Raw genomic sequence first — 15487 nt, 5'->3', positions numbered from 1 at the left:
AAAGGGACAGCCATGACCGTCACCACTCCCCCGAACACCTACGCCGCCCCGGGACAGCCGGGCGCGAAGGTGACCTTCAAGCCTCGGTACGACCACTTCGTCGGCGGCGAGTACGTCGCCCCCGTGGGCGGCCGGTACTTCGAGAACCCGAGCCCGGTGAACGGCAAGGTGTTCACCGAGGTCGCCCGCGGCAACACGGCCGACGTCGACAGGGCGGTCGAGGCCGCCTGGCGTGCCTTCGACTCCTGGAAGAAGACGACGATCGCCCAGCGCGCGCTGATCCTGAACAGGATCGCCGACGTGATGGAGGCGAACCTCGAGATGCTCGCCGTCGCCGAGACCTGGGACAACGGCAAGCCCATCCGCGAAGCCCTCGCCGCCGACGTCCCGCTCGCGATCGACCACTTCCGGTACTTCGCCGGCGCGATCCGCGCGCAGGAGGGCTCCACCGGCGAGATCGACGCCGACACCGTCGCGTACCACTTCCACGAACCGCTGGGTGTCGTCGGCCAGATCATCCCCTGGAACTTCCCCCTGCTGATGGCCGTGTGGAAGCTCGCGCCCGCCCTCGCGGCCGGCAACTGCGTGGTGCTCAAGCCGGCCGAGCAGACCCCCGCGTCGATCCACGTGTTCATGGACCTGATCAAGGACCTCCTGCCCGCCGGGGTGCTCAACATCGTCAACGGCTTCGGCGTCGAGGCCGGCGCGCCCCTGGCGAGCCACCCGAACATCCGGAAGATCGCGTTCACGGGCGAGACCACGACCGGTCGCCTCATCATGCAGATGGCGAGCGAGAACCTCATCCCGGTGACGCTCGAGCTCGGCGGCAAGAGCCCGAACGTCTTCTTCGCGGACGTCGCCGACGAGCGCGACGACTTCTACGACAAGGCGCTCGAGGGCTTCTCGTTCTTCAACCTCAACTCGGGCGAGGTCTGCACCTGCCCGAGCCGCGCGCTCGTGCAGCAGTCGATCTACGACCAGTTCACCGCCGACGGCATCGAGCGGGTGAAGCAGGTCAAGCAGGGCGACCCGCTCTCGATGGACACGATGATCGGCGCCCAGGCCTCGAACGACCAGCTCGAGAAGATCCTCAGCTACATGGACATCGGCAAGCAGGAGGGCGCGAAGCTCCTGCTCGGCGGCGACCGGGCCGACCTGGGCGGCGACCTGACCGAGGGCTACTACGTCAACCCGACGATCTTCGAGGGCCGCAACTCGATGCGGATCTTCCAGGAGGAGATCTTCGGTCCCGTCCTCTCGCTCACGAGCTTCAGCGACTACGACGATGCCGTCAAGATCGCCAACGACACCCTGTACGGCCTGGGCGCCGGCGTCTGGAGCCGCAACGGCGCGCAGCTCTACCGGGCCGGACGCGACATCCAGGCCGGACGCGTCTGGTCGAACACGTACCACCAGTACCCGGCGGGTGCGGCGTTCGGCGGCTACAAGCAGTCCGGCATCGGTCGCGAGAACCACAAGATGATGCTCGACCACTACCAGCAGACGAAGAACCTGCTCGTCAGCTACGCGGACGGTCCGATGGGCTTCTTCTGATGGCGCCGCCCACCCCCTCGCGGGTCGACGTCTCACCCGAGGCCGCGGCGTTCCTCGTCGACCTCACCGCCCAGCACGGCCCGCTGATGTTCCACCAGTCGGGCGGTTGCTGCGACGGCTCGTCGCCGATGTGCTACCCCGTCGGGTTCTTCCGGGTGGGCGCGGTCGACGTCCACCTCGGCGACCTGCACGTCGACGGCCTCGACCCGATCGAGGTCTACATGTCGCGCAGCCAGTTCGAGTACTGGAAGTACACGCACCTCACCATCGACGTCGTCCCCGGCCGCGGGGCCGGGTTCTCGGTCGAGAGCCCCGAGGGCAAGCGCTTCCTCATCAGGTCGCGGATGCTCGACGACGACGAGCTGCGGGCGTTCGGGCTCGACGAGGCCGTGGCGAGCACACCGGGCTGATCGAGCCGCACCGGTCGCGCCGGGACGGCCCGACGGTCAGTCGGTCGACGGGTGGGGCAGGGCGTAGGTGCCGTGCCCCACCCGCTCGATCACACCCTGCCGGGCCAGCACGCTGAGCGTCGAGAGCACGCTGCTGCGCCGGTAGTCGGGCAGGGCGGCGACGATCTCGGTCGTCCGCCGGGCGCCGTCGCGCAGCACCTCGGGCAGTCGGTCGGCCAGGGAGTCGCCGACGGGAGGAGCCGGTGCGGTGACGCTCGTCGGGTCGCCGGCCCGCGCCTCCTGGGCGTACTCGGCCCGGGCCTGGTCGAGGCCCTCGGCCGAGACCCGAGTCGTCGACCCGTCGGTGCCCGACGCGTGGGCATAGGGCCCGAGCGTCAGGGACCGCCCGACGCGGCCGTAGACCGCGGACGCGCTCGTGCCCTGGTGCTCGGCGATCTCGGGGTACGAGGCGCCGCCGAGCAGCAGCACGGCCTCGCCCTCGAGACCGAGCCACTGGCCGAGGCTGGCGATCTCCCACCCGGCGGTCGTGACGGCCGAGCCCCACACCTCGACGTCGTCGGCGTGCTCCGTGGTGAGCGCCTTCAGGTCGTCGAGCAGGTCGAGGAGGCGTTCACGCGCGTCGTCGACGATCTCGGCCGTGAACTGCGGAGGGCGACGAAGTTTGATCGGTCGTGACATTTGTGAAAGACTATCCAAGTTGCCCTCGCGGCACCACGACGTCGTCCGGCAGTCCGGGCGTCACACCCCCCACATCTTTGGAGTTCCCATGGCTTTCGCAATCGTGCGCGCCGGTGGTCGGCAGGAGAAGGTCGAGGTCGGCACCATCCTGACCGTCGACCGCCTCAAGGCCGCGACCGCCGAGACCGTCTCGTTCGTCCCCGTCCTGCACGTCGACGGCGACACCATCCTCTCGGGCGACGACCTGGCGAAGGTCACGGTCGAGGGCGAGGTCCTGAACGACCTGCGCGGCCCGAAGATCGTCATCCAGAACTACAAGAACAAGACCGGCTACAAGCGTCGCATGGGCTTCCGTGCCGACCTGACCCGCGTCAAGATCACCTCGATCACCACCAACTAAGGGGCTGACACCACATGGCACACAAAAAGGGCGCATCGTCCACCCGCAACGGCCGTGACTCGAACGCACAGCGCCTCGGCGTGAAGCGCTTCGGCGGCCAGGTCGTGCTCGCCGGCGAGATCATCGTCCGCCAGCGCGGCACCCACTTCCACCCCGGCGTCAACGTCGGCCGCGGCGGCGACGACACCCTGTTCGCCCTCGCCCCCGGCTCGGTCCAGTTCGGCGCCAAGGGCGGCCGCAAGGTCGTCAACATCGTCGCGGCCGAGACGGCCATCGTCTAGTCGACGACGTCACGCAGCATCCGCCTCGGGGCGGTCGGGCACACGCCCGGCCGCCCCGAGGCTTTTCCGTGGCCGGTGTACCCCTCGTCCAGGAGGCACGGCGTGCGTGCGCGTAGACGGGACGGATGAAGGCACTCACCTACCAGTCCGTCACCAACGTCTCCGTCGAGGACGTCCCCGACCCCACGATCGTCGACCCCACCGACGCGGTCATCAAGGTCACCTCGGCGGCGATCTGCGGCAGCGACCTCCACCTCTACGACGCGCTCGGCGCGTTCCTCGACAAGGGCGACGTGCTCGGGCACGAGACCATGGGCGTCGTCACTCAGGTCGGTTCCGAGGTCAGCCGCATCAAGGTCGGCGACCGCGTCGTCGTCCCGTTCGTCATCTCCTGCGGCCACTGCTTCATGTGCGACCGGGGGCTCTTCTCGCAGTGCGAGACCACGCAGGTCACCGAGTACGACTCGGGCGCCACCCTCTACGGCTTCAGCAAGCTCTACGGCCAGGTGCCCGGCGGGCAGGCCGAGCAGCTGCGCATCGCCCGCGCCGACGCCAACCTCGTCACGGTCGGCGCCGACCTGCCGGACGAGCGCTACCTCTTCCTCAGCGACATCCTGCCCACGGCGTGGCAGGGCGTCGAGTACGCACAGGTGCCCGAGGGCGGCACCCTCGTCGTGCTGGGGCTCGGTCCGGTCGGCCAGTTCGCCTCGCGCATCGGGAAGTACCGCGGCTACCGCGTCATCGGCATCGACCCCGTGCCCGAGCGTCGCGCCATGGCCGAGCGCCACGGGATCGAGACCCTCGACCTCACGAAGGACGTCGCCGACGTCGTCAAGGGCATGACCGACGACCGCGGACCCGACTCGGTCCTGGACGCCGTCGGCATGGAGGCGCACGAGCACGCCGGCATCGGCCTCGTGCAGAAGTTCGCCGCGGCCCTGCCCGACTCGATCGGTCAGGCCGTCATGCAGAAGGCCGGCATCGACAGCCTCGGTGCCATGCACCTCGCCTTCGAGATCGTCCGTCGCGGCGGCACCGTCTCGCTGAGCGGCGTGTACGGCGGCACGGCCGACCCGACGCCGTTCCTGACGCTGTTCGACAAGCAGATCACCCTCAAGATGGGCCAGTGCAACGTCCAGAAGTGGATGGACACCCTCATGCCCCTCGTCGAGGACCCCTCCGACCCGCTCGGCACCGAGGACCTCGTCACCCACCCGGTGCCCCTCTCCGAAGCGGCCGCCATGTACGACGTCTTCAAGAACAAGGAGGACGGCTGCATCAAGGTCGTCCTCAAGCCCTGACGCCTCGACACGTCAGCGGCCTTCACGACGCGACCCCCGCCTCCTGGGGGTCGCGTCGTCCCGTGAGCTGAGCTACCTTCGTCCACCGTGGCGGCGGCCGTTCGTCGACCGTTCACCGAAACGCGCACGCACGTTCACCACCTTCATGGCATCCGGGTGATGGACTGGTGACGAATCAACAACGAGGGTCTCGCCCCGAGCCCCCGTCGGCGACATCGAATGAGAGAACCATGGATCTCCGGACGGCCGAACACCCCAGGCCGAACCACTTCATCCTGCACCTCAGCGACACGCACCTCGTCGGCGGCGACCGCGACCTCTACGGCGCGGTCGACAGCGAGGCCCGACTGCGTCAGATCATGGACGAGATCGAGGCGTCCGCCGGTCGGCCCGAGGCCATCGTCTTCACCGGCGACCTGGCCGACAAGGGTGAGCCCGACGCCTATCGCAAGCTGCGCGCGCTCATCGAGCCCGTCGCCGAACGCCTGGGCGCCCAGGTCATCTGGGCCATGGGCAACCACGACGAGCGGGGTGCCTTCCGGTCGGAACTCTTCGGGCAGCTGCCCTCGCAGCGGCCGGTCGACCTCGTCTACGACGTGAACGGCCTGCGGGTCATCACGCTCGACACCAGCGTCCCCGGGCACCACTTCGGCCGCCTGTCGGGCGACCAGCTCGACTGGCTGGCCGAGGAGCTCTCGACCGACGCGCCCGACGGCACCATCATCGCCATGCACCACCCGCCGGTGCCGAGCGTGCAAGACCTGTCGACACTCGTCGAGCTGCGCGACCAGGCCGCGCTGGCCGAGGTGGTCGAGGGCAGCGACGTCCGGTCCATCATCGCCGGGCACCTGCACTACTCGACCAACGCCACCTTCGCGGGCGTGCCCGTCTCGGTCGCCTCGGCCACCTGCTACACGCAGGACCTCAACGTCGCCGGCGGCGGCACCCGCGGCCGGGACGGCGCGCAGGCGTTCAACCTGGTGCACGTCTACGAGGGCACCGTGGTGCACTCGGTGGTGCCCATCGGCACCTACGAGACCGTGGGCGAGCACGTGCCGGCCGACGTCGTGGCCGAACGGCTCGCGGTCGCCGGGGTCCGCATCGCCCCGGCCGCGCCCCGACACCGGGCGACCGACACGGCCCCCGTGCCCGTCGTCCCGCGCGACCTCGCGCTGACCGGGCCGATCGACACGCTCTGACGCGACGGGTCAGCCGCCCCCGGTGGTACGGGCCTCGGCGGCCATCGTCGCCCGCAGCCGCCGGAGGTACGCGTCGCGCAGCACGTGACGGAGGCGCGGGGGCAGCTTCGGAACGATCGTCGCCGTCAGTCGCATGACCCCGTCGTACCGCCGCTGCGTGGCCGCCGTCCAGGTCAGGCCGAAGTCGTCGCGGAGTCGAGGAGGCAGCGACCCCGCCGTGACGAGCCGGGCGAGCGGCATGACGAGCCGCAGCCACCACGGGCCCGTCGTCGGGTGCAGCAGCTCGTGCGCGACCCGACGGGTGACGTCGTCGACCACGAGGCCCTCGACGGCCTCGTCCCAGTAGCGACGGAACGCCGCGAGGTCGGTCGGCCACAGCTCGCGGGGCATCTGCAGCGAGGTGCCGACGAGGGCGTAGTCCTGGTACACCGCCTCGGCGTGTGCCGGGTCGAGCGGCCCGTGCACCCGCTCGAACAGCCGCACGGCGGAGTCGTAGAGCGTCGCCGCCACCCAGAGCTGCAACCCGGGGTCGAAGGCGTCGTACCGCACGGACGAGGTCCCGCCGTCGTGCACCGGCCGGTGCGCCCGGCCCACCACGCGTCGGACCTGCGCGACCTCGGCCGGGGTGCCGAAGACGATGGCGTACAGGTACGTCATCGTGCCGTGCAGGCGCGAGAGCGGTCGTTCGACGAAGTCGCTGTGCTCGGCCACGCCGTGGCCGACCCCGGGGTTCGCGATCTGCAGCAGGATGGCCCGACCGCCACCCGCGAGCAGCACCGCCTCGCCCGCCATGTCGGAGATGCGACGCACGTCCGAGCCGTGAAGGGTCCAGGGCAGTCGCATCCGGTCAGCCTACGGCCGCCCCTCGGTAGGGTGCTGACATGGCCACCCCGGAGTTCGTCCTGTCACTGCGCGAGAAGATCGGCACGGCGCCTCTGTGGCTGGCCGGCGTGACGGCGGTGGTGGTCCGTGGCGACGAGGTCCTGCTCGTCCGGCGGGCCGACACGGGGGCCTGGACCCCCGTGACCGGCATCGTCGACCCGGGTGAGCACCCGTCCGACGCCGCCGTCCGCGAGACCCTCGAAGAGGCGGACATGCGGGTCACCGCGGAGCGCCTCGCGTCGATCGGGGTGACCCGCGAGGTCGTCTACGCGAACGGCGACCGGGCGCAGTACCTCGACCACACCTTCGTCATGAGCTACGTCTCGGGCGAGCCCTCCCCCGCCGACGGTGAGAACACCGAGGCCCGGTGGTTCGCCCTCGACGACCTGCCGCCGATGGACGACGACATGCTCGGGCGTCTCGACGCCGCCCTCTCGGGCGAACGGGCCGCCCGCTTCGGCACCCCGACCCGCTGACGCCAGGGCTCAGTCCGAGCCCTCGACGCCCCGCGTCGACGGACCGGCCGCCTCGTCCGTGCGTCCGGCCTGTGCGGCCTCGGCTCCGAGGGAACGGCGATCCTGTTCGGCGTTCTCGAGGGCGACGCGCTGCATCTCGTCCTTCTCCCACGGGGCCGCGAACGGGTAGTAGCGCTCGAGGAAGTCGGTGACCGTCGCCATGCGTTCGTCGTCGGTCACCTCGGGGAAGCTGCCGTCGTTGAGGCAGAAGAAGTCGAACGACCGTTTCTTGAGCACCTCGGACAGCGAGGCCAGGCCCGAGACCATCGTCGTGTCGACGTAGCTGACCTTGGCGTTCTCCTGCACGATCGCCCGACCGGTCATCAACGCGTAGTAGTGGTACAGCGAGTTGGTGACCGAGATGTTCTCCTTCGCCCGGAAGGGGCTGCCCGCCGTCGCGGCGAACTCGTCGGCGAACTCGTGCTCCATCTCGAACAGCACGCTGCGGCGCAGCGGGGCGGCGGTGTGCTCGAGGTGCCGGGTGGTGACGCGACCGAAACGCTGCTGCAGCAGGCGTCGGTTGACCCGGGCGGCGTTCTCGAAGCCGCTCCGCTCGATGTTGTTGTGCCCGAGCCCGATGCGCGTGTCGGCCTCGATGAACTTCGTCACCGACCCGGGTGAGAAGAACATGCTCGGGGCGACGGGGCGTCCGAAGAACATGTCGTCGTTCGAGTACAGGAAGTGCTCGCTGAGGCCCTCGATGTGGTGCAGTTGCGCCTCGACGGCCTGCGAGTTGTGCGTCGGCAGCATCGAGAGGTCGCTGAAGAACTCCTCGCTGCGCACGACGCGCACGCGGGGGTGGTCTCCCAACCACTCGGGCACGGGCGAGTCGGTGGCGATGTAGATGTTGCGCACCCACGGGGCGAACATGTAGACCGACCGCAGGGCGTACTTGAGCTCGTCGATCTGGCGGAACCGGGCTGCCGAGTCGTCGCCCTCGCCGACGACGTGGCGCTTGGCCTGTGCCGCCCGGGCACGCTGGTACTCGACCGAGTTGCCGTCGACCCACGAGAACACGATGTCGATGTCGAAGGTGATGTCGGTGGCGTGGTCGTCGAACATGTGCTCGAGGGTCGGCCACTCGATGCCGTAGCGCTCGACCGTCTCTTCTACCGCCTCGTCACGGGGCAGGGTCGTCCGCATGAGGGCGTTCTCGGTCGGGGCCAGGATCTCGTCGTCGGTGATGATCCAGAACTCGACCTGGACGGCGGTGCCGGCGCCGTACCGCAGGCGGCCGATGGGTTCGACACGCGGTCGGTAGACGCGGAACACCCGCTCGTTCTCGAGCTCGAGGCCCCCCTCGACGACGAGCGAGGCCTGGCCCTTGCGCGGCTTGGCGTAGAAGGGCTCGGTCGCCGAGGCCGCGACCATGGCCGCGGTGAATCGCTCACGGTGCACCGCGTCGACCGCGATCACCGGTCGGACGTCGTTGCCCCGGACCAGCAGGAACGGCACCTGGGCCGCGTCGAGCACGCGCCGGATGTACAGGAGGTCCTCGATCATCGACTGCTGGGGCGTGAGGTGACCGTTGAGCAGGGTGAACTGGCCCTTGCGGACGACGACGTCCTCTCGGTCGAGACCGCCGGCTCGGTGTCGAGGGGTCAGCAGAGGGCTCTCGGACGTGCCGACCATCTCCGACGTACCGGGCATCTCGGGGGCCATGCAGACTCAACCTTCCGTGCGGGCCTCGGGCGGGCAGGCGCACCTTCGGCATTTTACGGGGTCGCGACGACCCCCGCGGGCACGAGCCCCCCGGGGCTCAGCGACGACCGCGAGCGGGCGCCCCCCGTGACGTCGTCGCACCCTCGGTCGGCACCTTGACGAGCACCCCGACGGCGATCATCACCGCGGCCGCGACGAACTGCAGCCCCTGCCAGAGCTCGGCCTGGACGGGCACGACGAACACCGGGTTCCAGAGCACGGCCACGGCGGCGAGCAGCGGCAGCGCCCACCAGGCCCGGCCGCGGTAGGCGAAGACGAGCACGATCAGGGCGAAGATCGACACGACGTACCGGAAGACCGTGAACACGTCGGAGTCGAGCAGTGCGGTGCCCGCCAGCAGGGCGACCGCGGCGAGCAGGCCGGGCGCCAGGGCCGGGCGGGTGAACGCGGGGGCGGTGGGGGTGGGCACCGCCTACTCGATGTCGTACGCGACGTCGAGGACGCTGATCGGCCGGCTCATCGGCGGCTCGTCGCGGAGCCGCTCGAGGGCGGGACGCAACTCGGCGAGCCACGCCTCGTAGCCGGCCTCGGTCAGGTGGACGTGGTCGGCCGCGAACTCGGGCCGGAGCGCGTCGCCCGACTCGTCCGACAGGGCCGGCCACAGGTCGAGCCACTGCGCCCGCACCGTCGACGAGAACTGCCGCAGGTGCCGGTTGGCGTCCTTGAGGCGGGGAGCGAACTCGGCGCCCCGCGGGGCGATCGACTGCAGCAGCAGCCGGGTGCCCGGCAACTCGCGTCGCATGGCGACCATGAGGTTCTCGATGCCGCGGACGACCTGTTCGACCGACCGGCGGGCGGTGAAGTCGTTGGTGCCGATCATCAGCACCACCGAGTCCGGGTTCGCGTCCACGACGTCGTGGAGCCTCTCGGTCAGGCCGGCGACCGTGTCGCCGCCCACGCCCAGGTTGACGACCTGTTCGTCGGGCAGCCAGGCCGCCCAGTCGCCGCTCTCGGTCAAGCTGTCGCCGACGAACGCGACGGTCTCTCGGTGTGTCATCACGACCTCCTGGTGGTCTGCTGAAGTGCGTCCATCGTGCCATCACCCGCTGGGAAGCGGCGAACCGGCGCGCGAGGGCTCACTGCCGGAAGCGCCGCGGGCGCTTGGACCACACGCGATCCAGGGCCCGTCGGACCCGCGGCAGCAGCACGACGAACGACGACACGACCACGAGCACGCCGAAGAGCACGCCGAGCCAGAGCGGCACCGGCGACATGGCCGCGTCGCCCGCCGGGTAGAGCGGCGACGGCGCCGCCGACAGGACGAGGAGGCGCGGGTCGCTCATGCCGCGGCCGTCGCGTCGGTCGTCGACGCGGCCGCGGCACCGTCCGCGCGTCGGTCGGCGGCCCGAGCGGCCCCGGCCCGGGCGGCCTCGCGCTCGGCCGTCGCCGTGATGCATCGCAGCATGCCCGAGAAGATGACGCCGTGGAACGGCAGGATGGCGAACCAGTAGAGCCGGCCGCCGAGCCCGTGGGGGAAGAAGACGGCGCGCTGGCGGTAGTGCGAGCCGCCCCCGGGACGCGGGTCGACCGTGAGTTCGAGCCACGCGCCTCCCGGCACCTTCATCTCGGCCCGCAGCCGCAGCAGGTGACCCCGTTCGAGCTTCTCGACGCGCCACCAGTCGAGCGCGTCGCCGACGCGGAGGCTCGTCGCGCTCCGGCGGCCGCGGCGCAGGCCGACTCCCCCGACGAGCCGGTCCATCCAGCCGCGGGCCGACCAGGCCAACGGGAACGAGTACCAGCCGTTCTCCCCGCCGATGCCCTCCAGGACCTTCCAGAGCTCGGCGGGGGGCGCGTCCGTGTCGGTCCGGCGGTCGTCGGTGTAGACCGTGTGGCCGGACCAGTCGGGGTCGCTCGGCAGCAGGTCGCTCGGGGCGCCCGAGACCGAGGAGTCCTGCCAGCTCGTCTCGACGTCGCCGTCGTGCTCCTTCTGCAGGGCGAGGCGCACGGCGCGCCGGTACGGCAGCAGACCCTCGGCGGGCGGCGGCACGACGGCGTCGATGTCGTGCTCGTGGACGACGCAGTCGTACTGCAGCGACGCGATGATCGGCACGGCGAGGGCTCGGGGCACCGGGGTGACGAGGTTGACCCACTGCGAGGCCAGCCACGGCGTGAAGACGGGCAGCGAGGCGATCGGGCGCTGCTTGAGGCCGGCCTCGAGGGCGTAGCCGTTCATCATCTGGCCGTAGCGCAGCACGTCGGGCCCGCCTATGTCGAAGGTGCGGTTGACGTCGTCGGGCACGTCGGCGGCGCCCAGCAGGTAGTGCAGCACGTCGCGCACCGCGATGGGCTGGATGAAGTTGCGCACCCACTTCGGCGCCGGCATGTAGGGCAGCACGTCGGTGAGGTGCCGGACCATCTCGAACGAGGCGCTGCCCGAGCCGATCACCACGCCGGCCTGCAGCGCCACCGTCGGCACGCCGCTCGCGAGCAGCACGTCGCCGACGTCCTTGCGCGACTGCAGGTGCTTCGACAGCTCTCCCTCGGGGTGCAACCCGCCGAGGTACACGATGCGGCGCACCCCGGCCTCGCGCGCGGCGTCGGCGACGGTGTGGGCCGCGTCGGCCTCGGCGCGCCCGAAGTCGCCCTTGCCGCCCATCGCGTGGGCCAGGTAGTAGACGACGTCGACGCCCGCCATCGCGGGACGCACCGTCGCGGGGTCGGTCAGGTCGCCCTGGACGACCTCGACGTCGCCCGACCACGGCACGTCGCGCAGCTTCTCGGGCGACCGCACCAGCACCCGGACGTCCGCACCGGCGGCGACCAGGCGTGGGGTGAGCCGACCGCCGATGTACCCGGTGGCCCCGGTCACGAGCACACGCCGTGAGGCCACGGCGTGGTCGGTGTCGCTCGTGACGGGCGTGCTCGGCGAGGGGTCGTCGGGAGTGTTCGCTGACATGGGCCCAAGCTACGCTGGACCCCATCATGACTACCCAGCAGCTCCCCACCGTGTCCGCCGTCGCCGGCATGATCGACCACGCGATCCTCAAGCCCGAACTCACGCGGGCCGAGGTCGACGCCGCCCTCGACGACGCCGCCGCCAACCACGTCTTCAGCGTGTGCGTCCGTCCTTCCGACGTCGCGCACTCCGTCGAGCGACTCGAGGGCACCGGCGTCCTCGTCGGCACCGTCATCGGGTTCCCCCACGGCACGACCTCGACCGCCGCGAAGGCCGCCGAGTCGCGTCAGGCGATCGCCGACGGGGCCGCCGAGCTCGACATGGTCGTCAACATCGGTTGGCTGCGCAGCGGCATGACCGACGAGGTCGAGGCCGACGTGCGCGGCGTCGTCGAGGCGGCGGGCGACACGCTCGTCAAGGTCATCCTCGAGACGGCCCACCTCGACGACGAGCAGATCGTGGCCGGCTCGAAGGCCGCCGAACGAGCCGGCGCCGCCTTCGTCAAGACCTCGACCGGCTTCGCCGGCGGAGGGGCCACGCTCCCCCACCTCCGCCTCATGCGCGACGCCGTGTCCGACCGGGTCCAGGTCAAGGCGTCCGGTGGCGTCCGCGGCCTCGACACGGTGCTCGAGATGCTCGACCTCGGCGTCACGCGCTTCGGCACGAGCGCCAGCGGCACGATCCTCGCCGACCTGGCGCACCGCCTCGAGACGGGCCGGGCCTCGGGCGCGGGCGACGACACGACGTCGTACTGACGCCCCCGGGAGGCACGGCGTGCGTCGGTGACGCGTCGCGCGCCTCCTCGGGGCGGTCCGGTCGGGGCGATCGCGTCGGCACCGTCCACTCGACGCGGCCGACCGGGCACCCCCCCGACGCTCAGGCGGTCGGCAGTCCCAAGATCTCGCGGGTGCGGACGACGTCGGCCCTGATGTGCTCGATCAGTGCGTCGAGGCCGTCGAATCGGACGTTGCCCCGCACCCAGTCGACGAAGTCGACGGTCACCTCTCGGTCGTAGAGGTCGATCGATACGTCGAGCAGGTGCGCCTCGACCTGCTTGGCCGGCACCCCCTCGAAGGTCGGGTTGTTGCCGACCGACACGGCAGCCGGGTACCGCGTGTCGCCCACCAGCACCCAGGCGGCGTAGACGCCGTCGGCCGGGACGAAGCCCTCGCTGTGCGGAGCCAGGTTCGCCGTCGGGAAGCCCAGCTCGCGGCCGCGCTGCTCGCCGTGCACCACGACGCCGCGCACCGACGGCTCGCGGCCGAGCAGCACCCCGGCCTCGCGGACGTCGCCGGCGTCCATGAGCTCGCGGATCCAGGTCGAGGACGCCCGGCGACCCCCGCTCGGCCGCACGTCGTCGATCGAGACGACCCGGAAGCCCCGCGAGGCCCCGAGCTCGCGCAGGGTGTCGACGGTGCCGCTGCCGCGCACCCCGAACCGGAAGTCGTCGCCGACGAACACGACGCGCGCGTGCAGCGCACCGACCAGGATGCGGTCGACGAAGTCGTCGGGGCTGAGGGCTCGCAGCTCGGCGTCGAAGGTGAGCATCAAGGTGGCGGCCACGCCCGCCGTGTCGAGCAGCTCGCGTTTCTGCCGGTTGCTCACCAGGGCGGCCGGCACCGAGTCGGGTCGCAGGACCGCGAGCGGGTGCCGGTCGAAGGTGACGACGGTCGAGACGAGCCCCTCGTCGCGGGCCACCCCCTCGAGCATGTCGATGACGGCACGGTGCCCGACGTGCACGCCGTCGAACTTGCCGATGGTGACGGCGCTCGGCCCGAAGTCGGCCGGCACGTCACCGACCCGGTCGTAGAACTGCACGCGCGCTACCTCGTCGTGCCCGCGTCGGTCGCGGACGAGGCGCCACCCGCGGCCACGTCGCCGTCGCCCACCACGTCGCCGCCGGCCGCGCCGCCGCGGCCGGACGCCGTGAGTCGCCCCTGTCGGCGCAGCCACAGGATGCCCAGGACGGGCAGCACGAGCGGGACGAAGCCGTAGCCGCGGCCGAAGAACGACCAGACCGTGTCGTGCGGGAAGAGCTCGGGGTCGAGCACGGTCACGAGCCCGATGATGAGGACGCCCGCCAGCTCGAAGCTGATGGTCGCCCAGGCCACCGCGTACCAGCCCTGACCGCGGCCGATCAGGGCGACGGTGGCGACGATGTAGACGACGGCCGACAGCGCGCTCAACGTGTAGGCCAGGGGCGCCTCGCCGAACTGCGTCGAGATCTGGAAGACCGATCGACCGGTGGCGGCGAGGGCGAGGAGGGCGTACACGGCGATGAGGACCCGGCCGAGGCCGACCGCGCGCGTTGACTTCTGAGTGACCATCCCGTCAAGGATAGGACTCCGGCGGGCCCGCCGCCGACCGGGTGCGTCAGAGGCCCTGGACGGTCCAGATCTGGAACATCCGGTAGACCATCACGGCGACGGCGAACGACGACGTCGCCAGCACGAGGTTGCTCCAGCGCGTGCGGTCGACGAGCGCCCAGACGGTGGCGAGCGGCGGCAGCAGGATGGCCGAGACGAGGTAGATGTAGAACTCGACGAGGTTGCCCGTGGGGGCGTTGCCGACGAAGGGTGCCACGACGGCGACGACGAGCTGGGCGAGCAGCAGCACGAGGACGACGGCCCCCGTGCCGACGGTGATGTCGTCGGGCTGGCGCTTCATGAAGCAGGCGACCACGCAGACGAGGCCGGCCACGACGGCCACGACGACCTGCACCCAGGTGAACCACTCGATCATGCCTGCACCTCGTCGGTCGGGAAGTTCACGATGGGCTTGGCGGCGCCGCCCCGGACCGAGACGAGCCCGGCGAGCAGCCCCGACGGGGTCACGGCGGCGACGGGCCCCGGAGTGTCGGCCAGGTCGACGGCGACCCGCTTGCCGTGCCCCAGGTCGACGGCCTCGGCGGCGGACATCGTCCACACCGGGAACAGCGACGCGGCCACGTCGACCGGCGGCAGCAGGGCCGGGGCGACGTCGATGCCCTCGAGGACGGAGGCGCGGGTCACCTCGAACGGCCCGACCCGCGTCCGCCGCAGCGCGGTGAGGTGCCCGCCGACGCCGAGGTCGGCGCCGAGGTCTCGGGCGAGCGCCCGGACGTAGGTGCCCGACGAGCACGAGACGCGCACGTCGAGGTCGCGGACGGTGACGCCGTCGACGACGGCGTCACGGCGGTCGAGGACGGTGAAGTCGGAGACGGTGACGTCGCGCGCCTTCAGTTCGACCTCGACCCCGGCCCGGGCGAGGTCGTAGGCCCGACGGCCATCGACCTTGATGGCGCTGACCGTGGTCGGCACCTGGCTGATCGGACCGGTGAGCCGCCGGACGCCCGCGTCGACCGCCTCGTCGGCGACGCCGGCCGCCGACGTGGTCGCGACGACCTCGCCGTCGCTGTCGTCGCTGGTGGTCGAGACGCCCAGCCGGATGGTCGCGTCGTAGCCCTTGTCGAGGCCGACGAGGAAGGTCAGGAGGCGCGTCGACGAGTTCAGGCCGAGCACGAGCAGCCCCGTGGCGAGCGGATCGAGGGTGCCGGCGTGGCCGACCTTGCGCGTGCCGGCTGCCTTGCGCACCCGCGAGACGACGTCGTGGCTGGTGATGCCCTGCGGCTTGTCGACGAGGAGGATGCCGCTGTTCACCCGACGACGTT

General features: G+C 71.2%; 19 protein-coding genes. 8 read left to right on the top strand and 11 right to left on the bottom strand.

Annotation, left to right across the window (positions count from 1 at the left end; translation table 11 throughout):
* Nucleotides 1-12 precede the first annotated feature (12 nt).
* Both exaC and AC3CCI_RS13965 read left to right on the top strand, forming a co-directional pair.
* Nucleotides 13-1554 carry an acetaldehyde dehydrogenase ExaC gene (gene exaC / locus AC3CCI_RS13970; protein ID WP_488627551.1) on the top strand — a complete coding sequence of 514 codons (1542 nt, stop codon included), beginning with the start codon at nucleotides 13-15 and terminating at the stop codon, nucleotides 1552-1554.
* Entirely contained in the window at nucleotides 1554-1964 is a 411-nt protein-coding gene (locus tag AC3CCI_RS13965) for a DUF779 domain-containing protein (RefSeq protein ID WP_488627550.1), read from the top strand. The genes exaC and AC3CCI_RS13965 overlap by 1 nt, the downstream gene beginning before the upstream one ends.
* 36 nt (nucleotides 1965-2000) lie before the next feature.
* Here the strand turns inward: AC3CCI_RS13965 and AC3CCI_RS13960 are convergent, their stop codons facing one another.
* On the bottom strand, nucleotides 2001-2642 hold the full coding sequence (locus tag AC3CCI_RS13960) for a hypothetical protein (RefSeq protein ID WP_354595185.1): 642 nt from the start codon (nucleotides 2640-2642) through the stop codon (nucleotides 2001-2003).
* Between the two features lie 88 nt (nucleotides 2643-2730).
* Between AC3CCI_RS13960 and rplU the strand changes: the two genes are divergently transcribed.
* From rplU to AC3CCI_RS13940, 4 genes are all read left to right on the top strand, one after another.
* Nucleotides 2731-3042: a 50S ribosomal protein L21 gene (rplU, locus tag AC3CCI_RS13955; protein ID WP_194594007.1), complete on the top strand. Its 312-nt coding sequence runs from the start codon at nucleotides 2731-2733 to the stop codon at nucleotides 3040-3042.
* A gap of 14 nt (nucleotides 3043-3056) precedes the next feature.
* Nucleotides 3057-3323 carry a 50S ribosomal protein L27 gene (rpmA, locus tag AC3CCI_RS13950; RefSeq protein WP_488627549.1) on the top strand — a complete coding sequence of 89 codons (267 nt, stop codon included), beginning with the start codon at nucleotides 3057-3059 and terminating at the stop codon, nucleotides 3321-3323.
* Between the two features lie 125 nt (nucleotides 3324-3448).
* Complete coding sequence (locus AC3CCI_RS13945) at nucleotides 3449-4624, top strand: alcohol dehydrogenase catalytic domain-containing protein (RefSeq protein ID WP_354592813.1); 1176 nt, start codon at nucleotides 3449-3451, stop codon at nucleotides 4622-4624.
* Nucleotides 4625-4854: 230 nt separating this feature from the next.
* Nucleotides 4855-5823, top strand: coding sequence for a phosphodiesterase (locus AC3CCI_RS13940; RefSeq protein WP_354592814.1), 969 nt, complete (start codon nucleotides 4855-4857; stop codon nucleotides 5821-5823).
* 9 nt (nucleotides 5824-5832) lie between these two features.
* Here AC3CCI_RS13940 and AC3CCI_RS13935 read toward each other — a convergent pair whose 3' ends face one another.
* Complete coding sequence (locus AC3CCI_RS13935) at nucleotides 5833-6666, bottom strand: oxygenase MpaB family protein (protein ID WP_488627548.1); 834 nt, start codon at nucleotides 6664-6666, stop codon at nucleotides 5833-5835.
* 38 nt (nucleotides 6667-6704) lie between these two features.
* Here AC3CCI_RS13935 and AC3CCI_RS13930 point away from each other — a divergent pair, with 38 nt between their 5' ends.
* On the top strand, nucleotides 6705-7181 hold the full coding sequence (locus tag AC3CCI_RS13930) for an NUDIX hydrolase (protein WP_488627547.1): 477 nt from the start codon (nucleotides 6705-6707) through the stop codon (nucleotides 7179-7181).
* Between the two features lie 9 nt (nucleotides 7182-7190).
* Here the strand turns inward: AC3CCI_RS13930 and AC3CCI_RS13925 are convergent, their stop codons facing one another.
* The 5 genes from AC3CCI_RS13925 to AC3CCI_RS13905 all read right to left on the bottom strand — a co-directional run bounded on the left by AC3CCI_RS13925 (nucleotide 7191) and on the right by AC3CCI_RS13905 (nucleotide 11838).
* Nucleotides 7191-8852, bottom strand: a complete 1662-nt coding sequence (locus tag AC3CCI_RS13925; protein ID WP_354593301.1) for a stealth family protein — start codon at nucleotides 8850-8852, stop codon at nucleotides 7191-7193.
* Between the two features lie 127 nt (nucleotides 8853-8979).
* Entirely contained in the window at nucleotides 8980-9351 is a 372-nt protein-coding gene (locus AC3CCI_RS13920) for a DUF6804 family protein (RefSeq protein ID WP_488627546.1), read from the bottom strand.
* 3 nt (nucleotides 9352-9354) lie between these two features.
* Nucleotides 9355-9939, bottom strand: a complete 585-nt coding sequence (locus AC3CCI_RS13915; protein WP_354592818.1) for a GDSL-type esterase/lipase family protein — start codon at nucleotides 9937-9939, stop codon at nucleotides 9355-9357.
* Nucleotides 9940-10018: 79 nt separating this feature from the next.
* Nucleotides 10019-10225: a hypothetical protein gene (locus AC3CCI_RS13910; RefSeq protein ID WP_488627545.1), complete on the bottom strand. Its 207-nt coding sequence runs from the start codon at nucleotides 10223-10225 to the stop codon at nucleotides 10019-10021.
* On the bottom strand, nucleotides 10222-11838 hold the full coding sequence (locus tag AC3CCI_RS13905) for an SDR family oxidoreductase (protein ID WP_488627544.1): 1617 nt from the start codon (nucleotides 11836-11838) through the stop codon (nucleotides 10222-10224). Before AC3CCI_RS13905 ends, AC3CCI_RS13910 begins: the two co-directional genes overlap by 4 nt.
* Before the next feature lie 26 nt (nucleotides 11839-11864).
* Between AC3CCI_RS13905 and deoC the strand changes: the two genes are divergently transcribed.
* Entirely contained in the window at nucleotides 11865-12593 is a 729-nt protein-coding gene (gene deoC / locus AC3CCI_RS13900; RefSeq protein ID WP_488627543.1) for a deoxyribose-phosphate aldolase, read from the top strand.
* Nucleotides 12594-12714: 121 nt separating this feature from the next.
* On the opposite strand, the gene AC3CCI_RS13895 is transcribed toward deoC, so the two are convergent.
* From AC3CCI_RS13895 to truB, 4 genes are read right to left on the bottom strand one after another with little or no spacing between them, the layout of a single operon-like run.
* Nucleotides 12715-13656 (bottom strand): bifunctional riboflavin kinase/FAD synthetase, encoded by a 942-nt coding sequence (locus AC3CCI_RS13895; protein ID WP_488627542.1) that lies wholly within the window; start codon nucleotides 13654-13656, stop codon nucleotides 12715-12717.
* Nucleotides 13657-13661: 5 nt separating this feature from the next.
* The gene (locus AC3CCI_RS13890; protein ID WP_354592823.1) at nucleotides 13662-14165 is read right to left on the bottom strand and encodes a hypothetical protein; all 504 of its coding nucleotides are present in this window, start codon (nucleotides 14163-14165) and stop codon (nucleotides 13662-13664) included.
* Nucleotides 14166-14211: 46 nt separating this feature from the next.
* Nucleotides 14212-14580 carry a hypothetical protein gene (locus tag AC3CCI_RS13885; protein WP_354592824.1) on the bottom strand — a complete coding sequence of 123 codons (369 nt, stop codon included), beginning with the start codon at nucleotides 14578-14580 and terminating at the stop codon, nucleotides 14212-14214.
* Entirely contained in the window at nucleotides 14577-15476 is a 900-nt protein-coding gene (gene truB, locus AC3CCI_RS13880) for a tRNA pseudouridine(55) synthase TruB (RefSeq protein WP_488627541.1), read from the bottom strand. The genes AC3CCI_RS13885 and truB overlap by 4 nt, the downstream gene beginning before the upstream one ends.
* Nucleotides 15477-15487: the final 11 nt, after the last annotated feature.

Source organism: Frigoribacterium sp. CF331 (assembly GCF_057787905.1).
Note: the sequence above shows the minus strand (reverse complement) of the source record. Positions and strands in the feature narration are given on the sequence as shown.

Coding starts and splice junctions, on each gene's coding strand:
- rpmA (WP_488627549.1), top strand. CDS start 3,057: ATGGCACACAAAAAGGGCGCATCGTCCACCCGCAACGGCCGTGACTCG.
- AC3CCI_RS13890 (WP_354592823.1), bottom strand. CDS start 14,165: ATGGTCACTCAGAAGTCAACGCGCGCGGTCGGCCTCGGCCGGGTCCTC.
- AC3CCI_RS13935 (WP_488627548.1), bottom strand. CDS start 6,666: ATGCGACTGCCCTGGACCCTTCACGGCTCGGACGTGCGTCGCATCTCC.
- AC3CCI_RS13905 (WP_488627544.1), bottom strand. CDS start 11,838: ATGTCAGCGAACACTCCCGACGACCCCTCGCCGAGCACGCCCGTCACG.
- AC3CCI_RS13945 (WP_354592813.1), top strand. CDS start 3,449: ATGAAGGCACTCACCTACCAGTCCGTCACCAACGTCTCCGTCGAGGAC.
- AC3CCI_RS13925 (WP_354593301.1), bottom strand. CDS start 8,852: ATGGTCGGCACGTCCGAGAGCCCTCTGCTGACCCCTCGACACCGAGCC.
- AC3CCI_RS13915 (WP_354592818.1), bottom strand. CDS start 9,939: ATGACACACCGAGAGACCGTCGCGTTCGTCGGCGACAGCTTGACCGAG.
- exaC (WP_488627551.1), top strand. CDS start 13: ATGACCGTCACCACTCCCCCGAACACCTACGCCGCCCCGGGACAGCCG.
- rplU (WP_194594007.1), top strand. CDS start 2,731: ATGGCTTTCGCAATCGTGCGCGCCGGTGGTCGGCAGGAGAAGGTCGAG.
- deoC (WP_488627543.1), top strand. CDS start 11,865: ATGACTACCCAGCAGCTCCCCACCGTGTCCGCCGTCGCCGGCATGATC.
- AC3CCI_RS13960 (WP_354595185.1), bottom strand. CDS start 2,642: ATGTCACGACCGATCAAACTTCGTCGCCCTCCGCAGTTCACGGCCGAG.
- AC3CCI_RS13910 (WP_488627545.1), bottom strand. CDS start 10,225: ATGAGCGACCCGCGCCTCCTCGTCCTGTCGGCGGCGCCGTCGCCGCTC.
- AC3CCI_RS13885 (WP_354592824.1), bottom strand. CDS start 14,580: ATGATCGAGTGGTTCACCTGGGTGCAGGTCGTCGTGGCCGTCGTGGCC.
- AC3CCI_RS13940 (WP_354592814.1), top strand. CDS start 4,855: ATGGATCTCCGGACGGCCGAACACCCCAGGCCGAACCACTTCATCCTG.
- AC3CCI_RS13930 (WP_488627547.1), top strand. CDS start 6,705: ATGGCCACCCCGGAGTTCGTCCTGTCACTGCGCGAGAAGATCGGCACG.
- AC3CCI_RS13965 (WP_488627550.1), top strand. CDS start 1,554: ATGGCGCCGCCCACCCCCTCGCGGGTCGACGTCTCACCCGAGGCCGCG.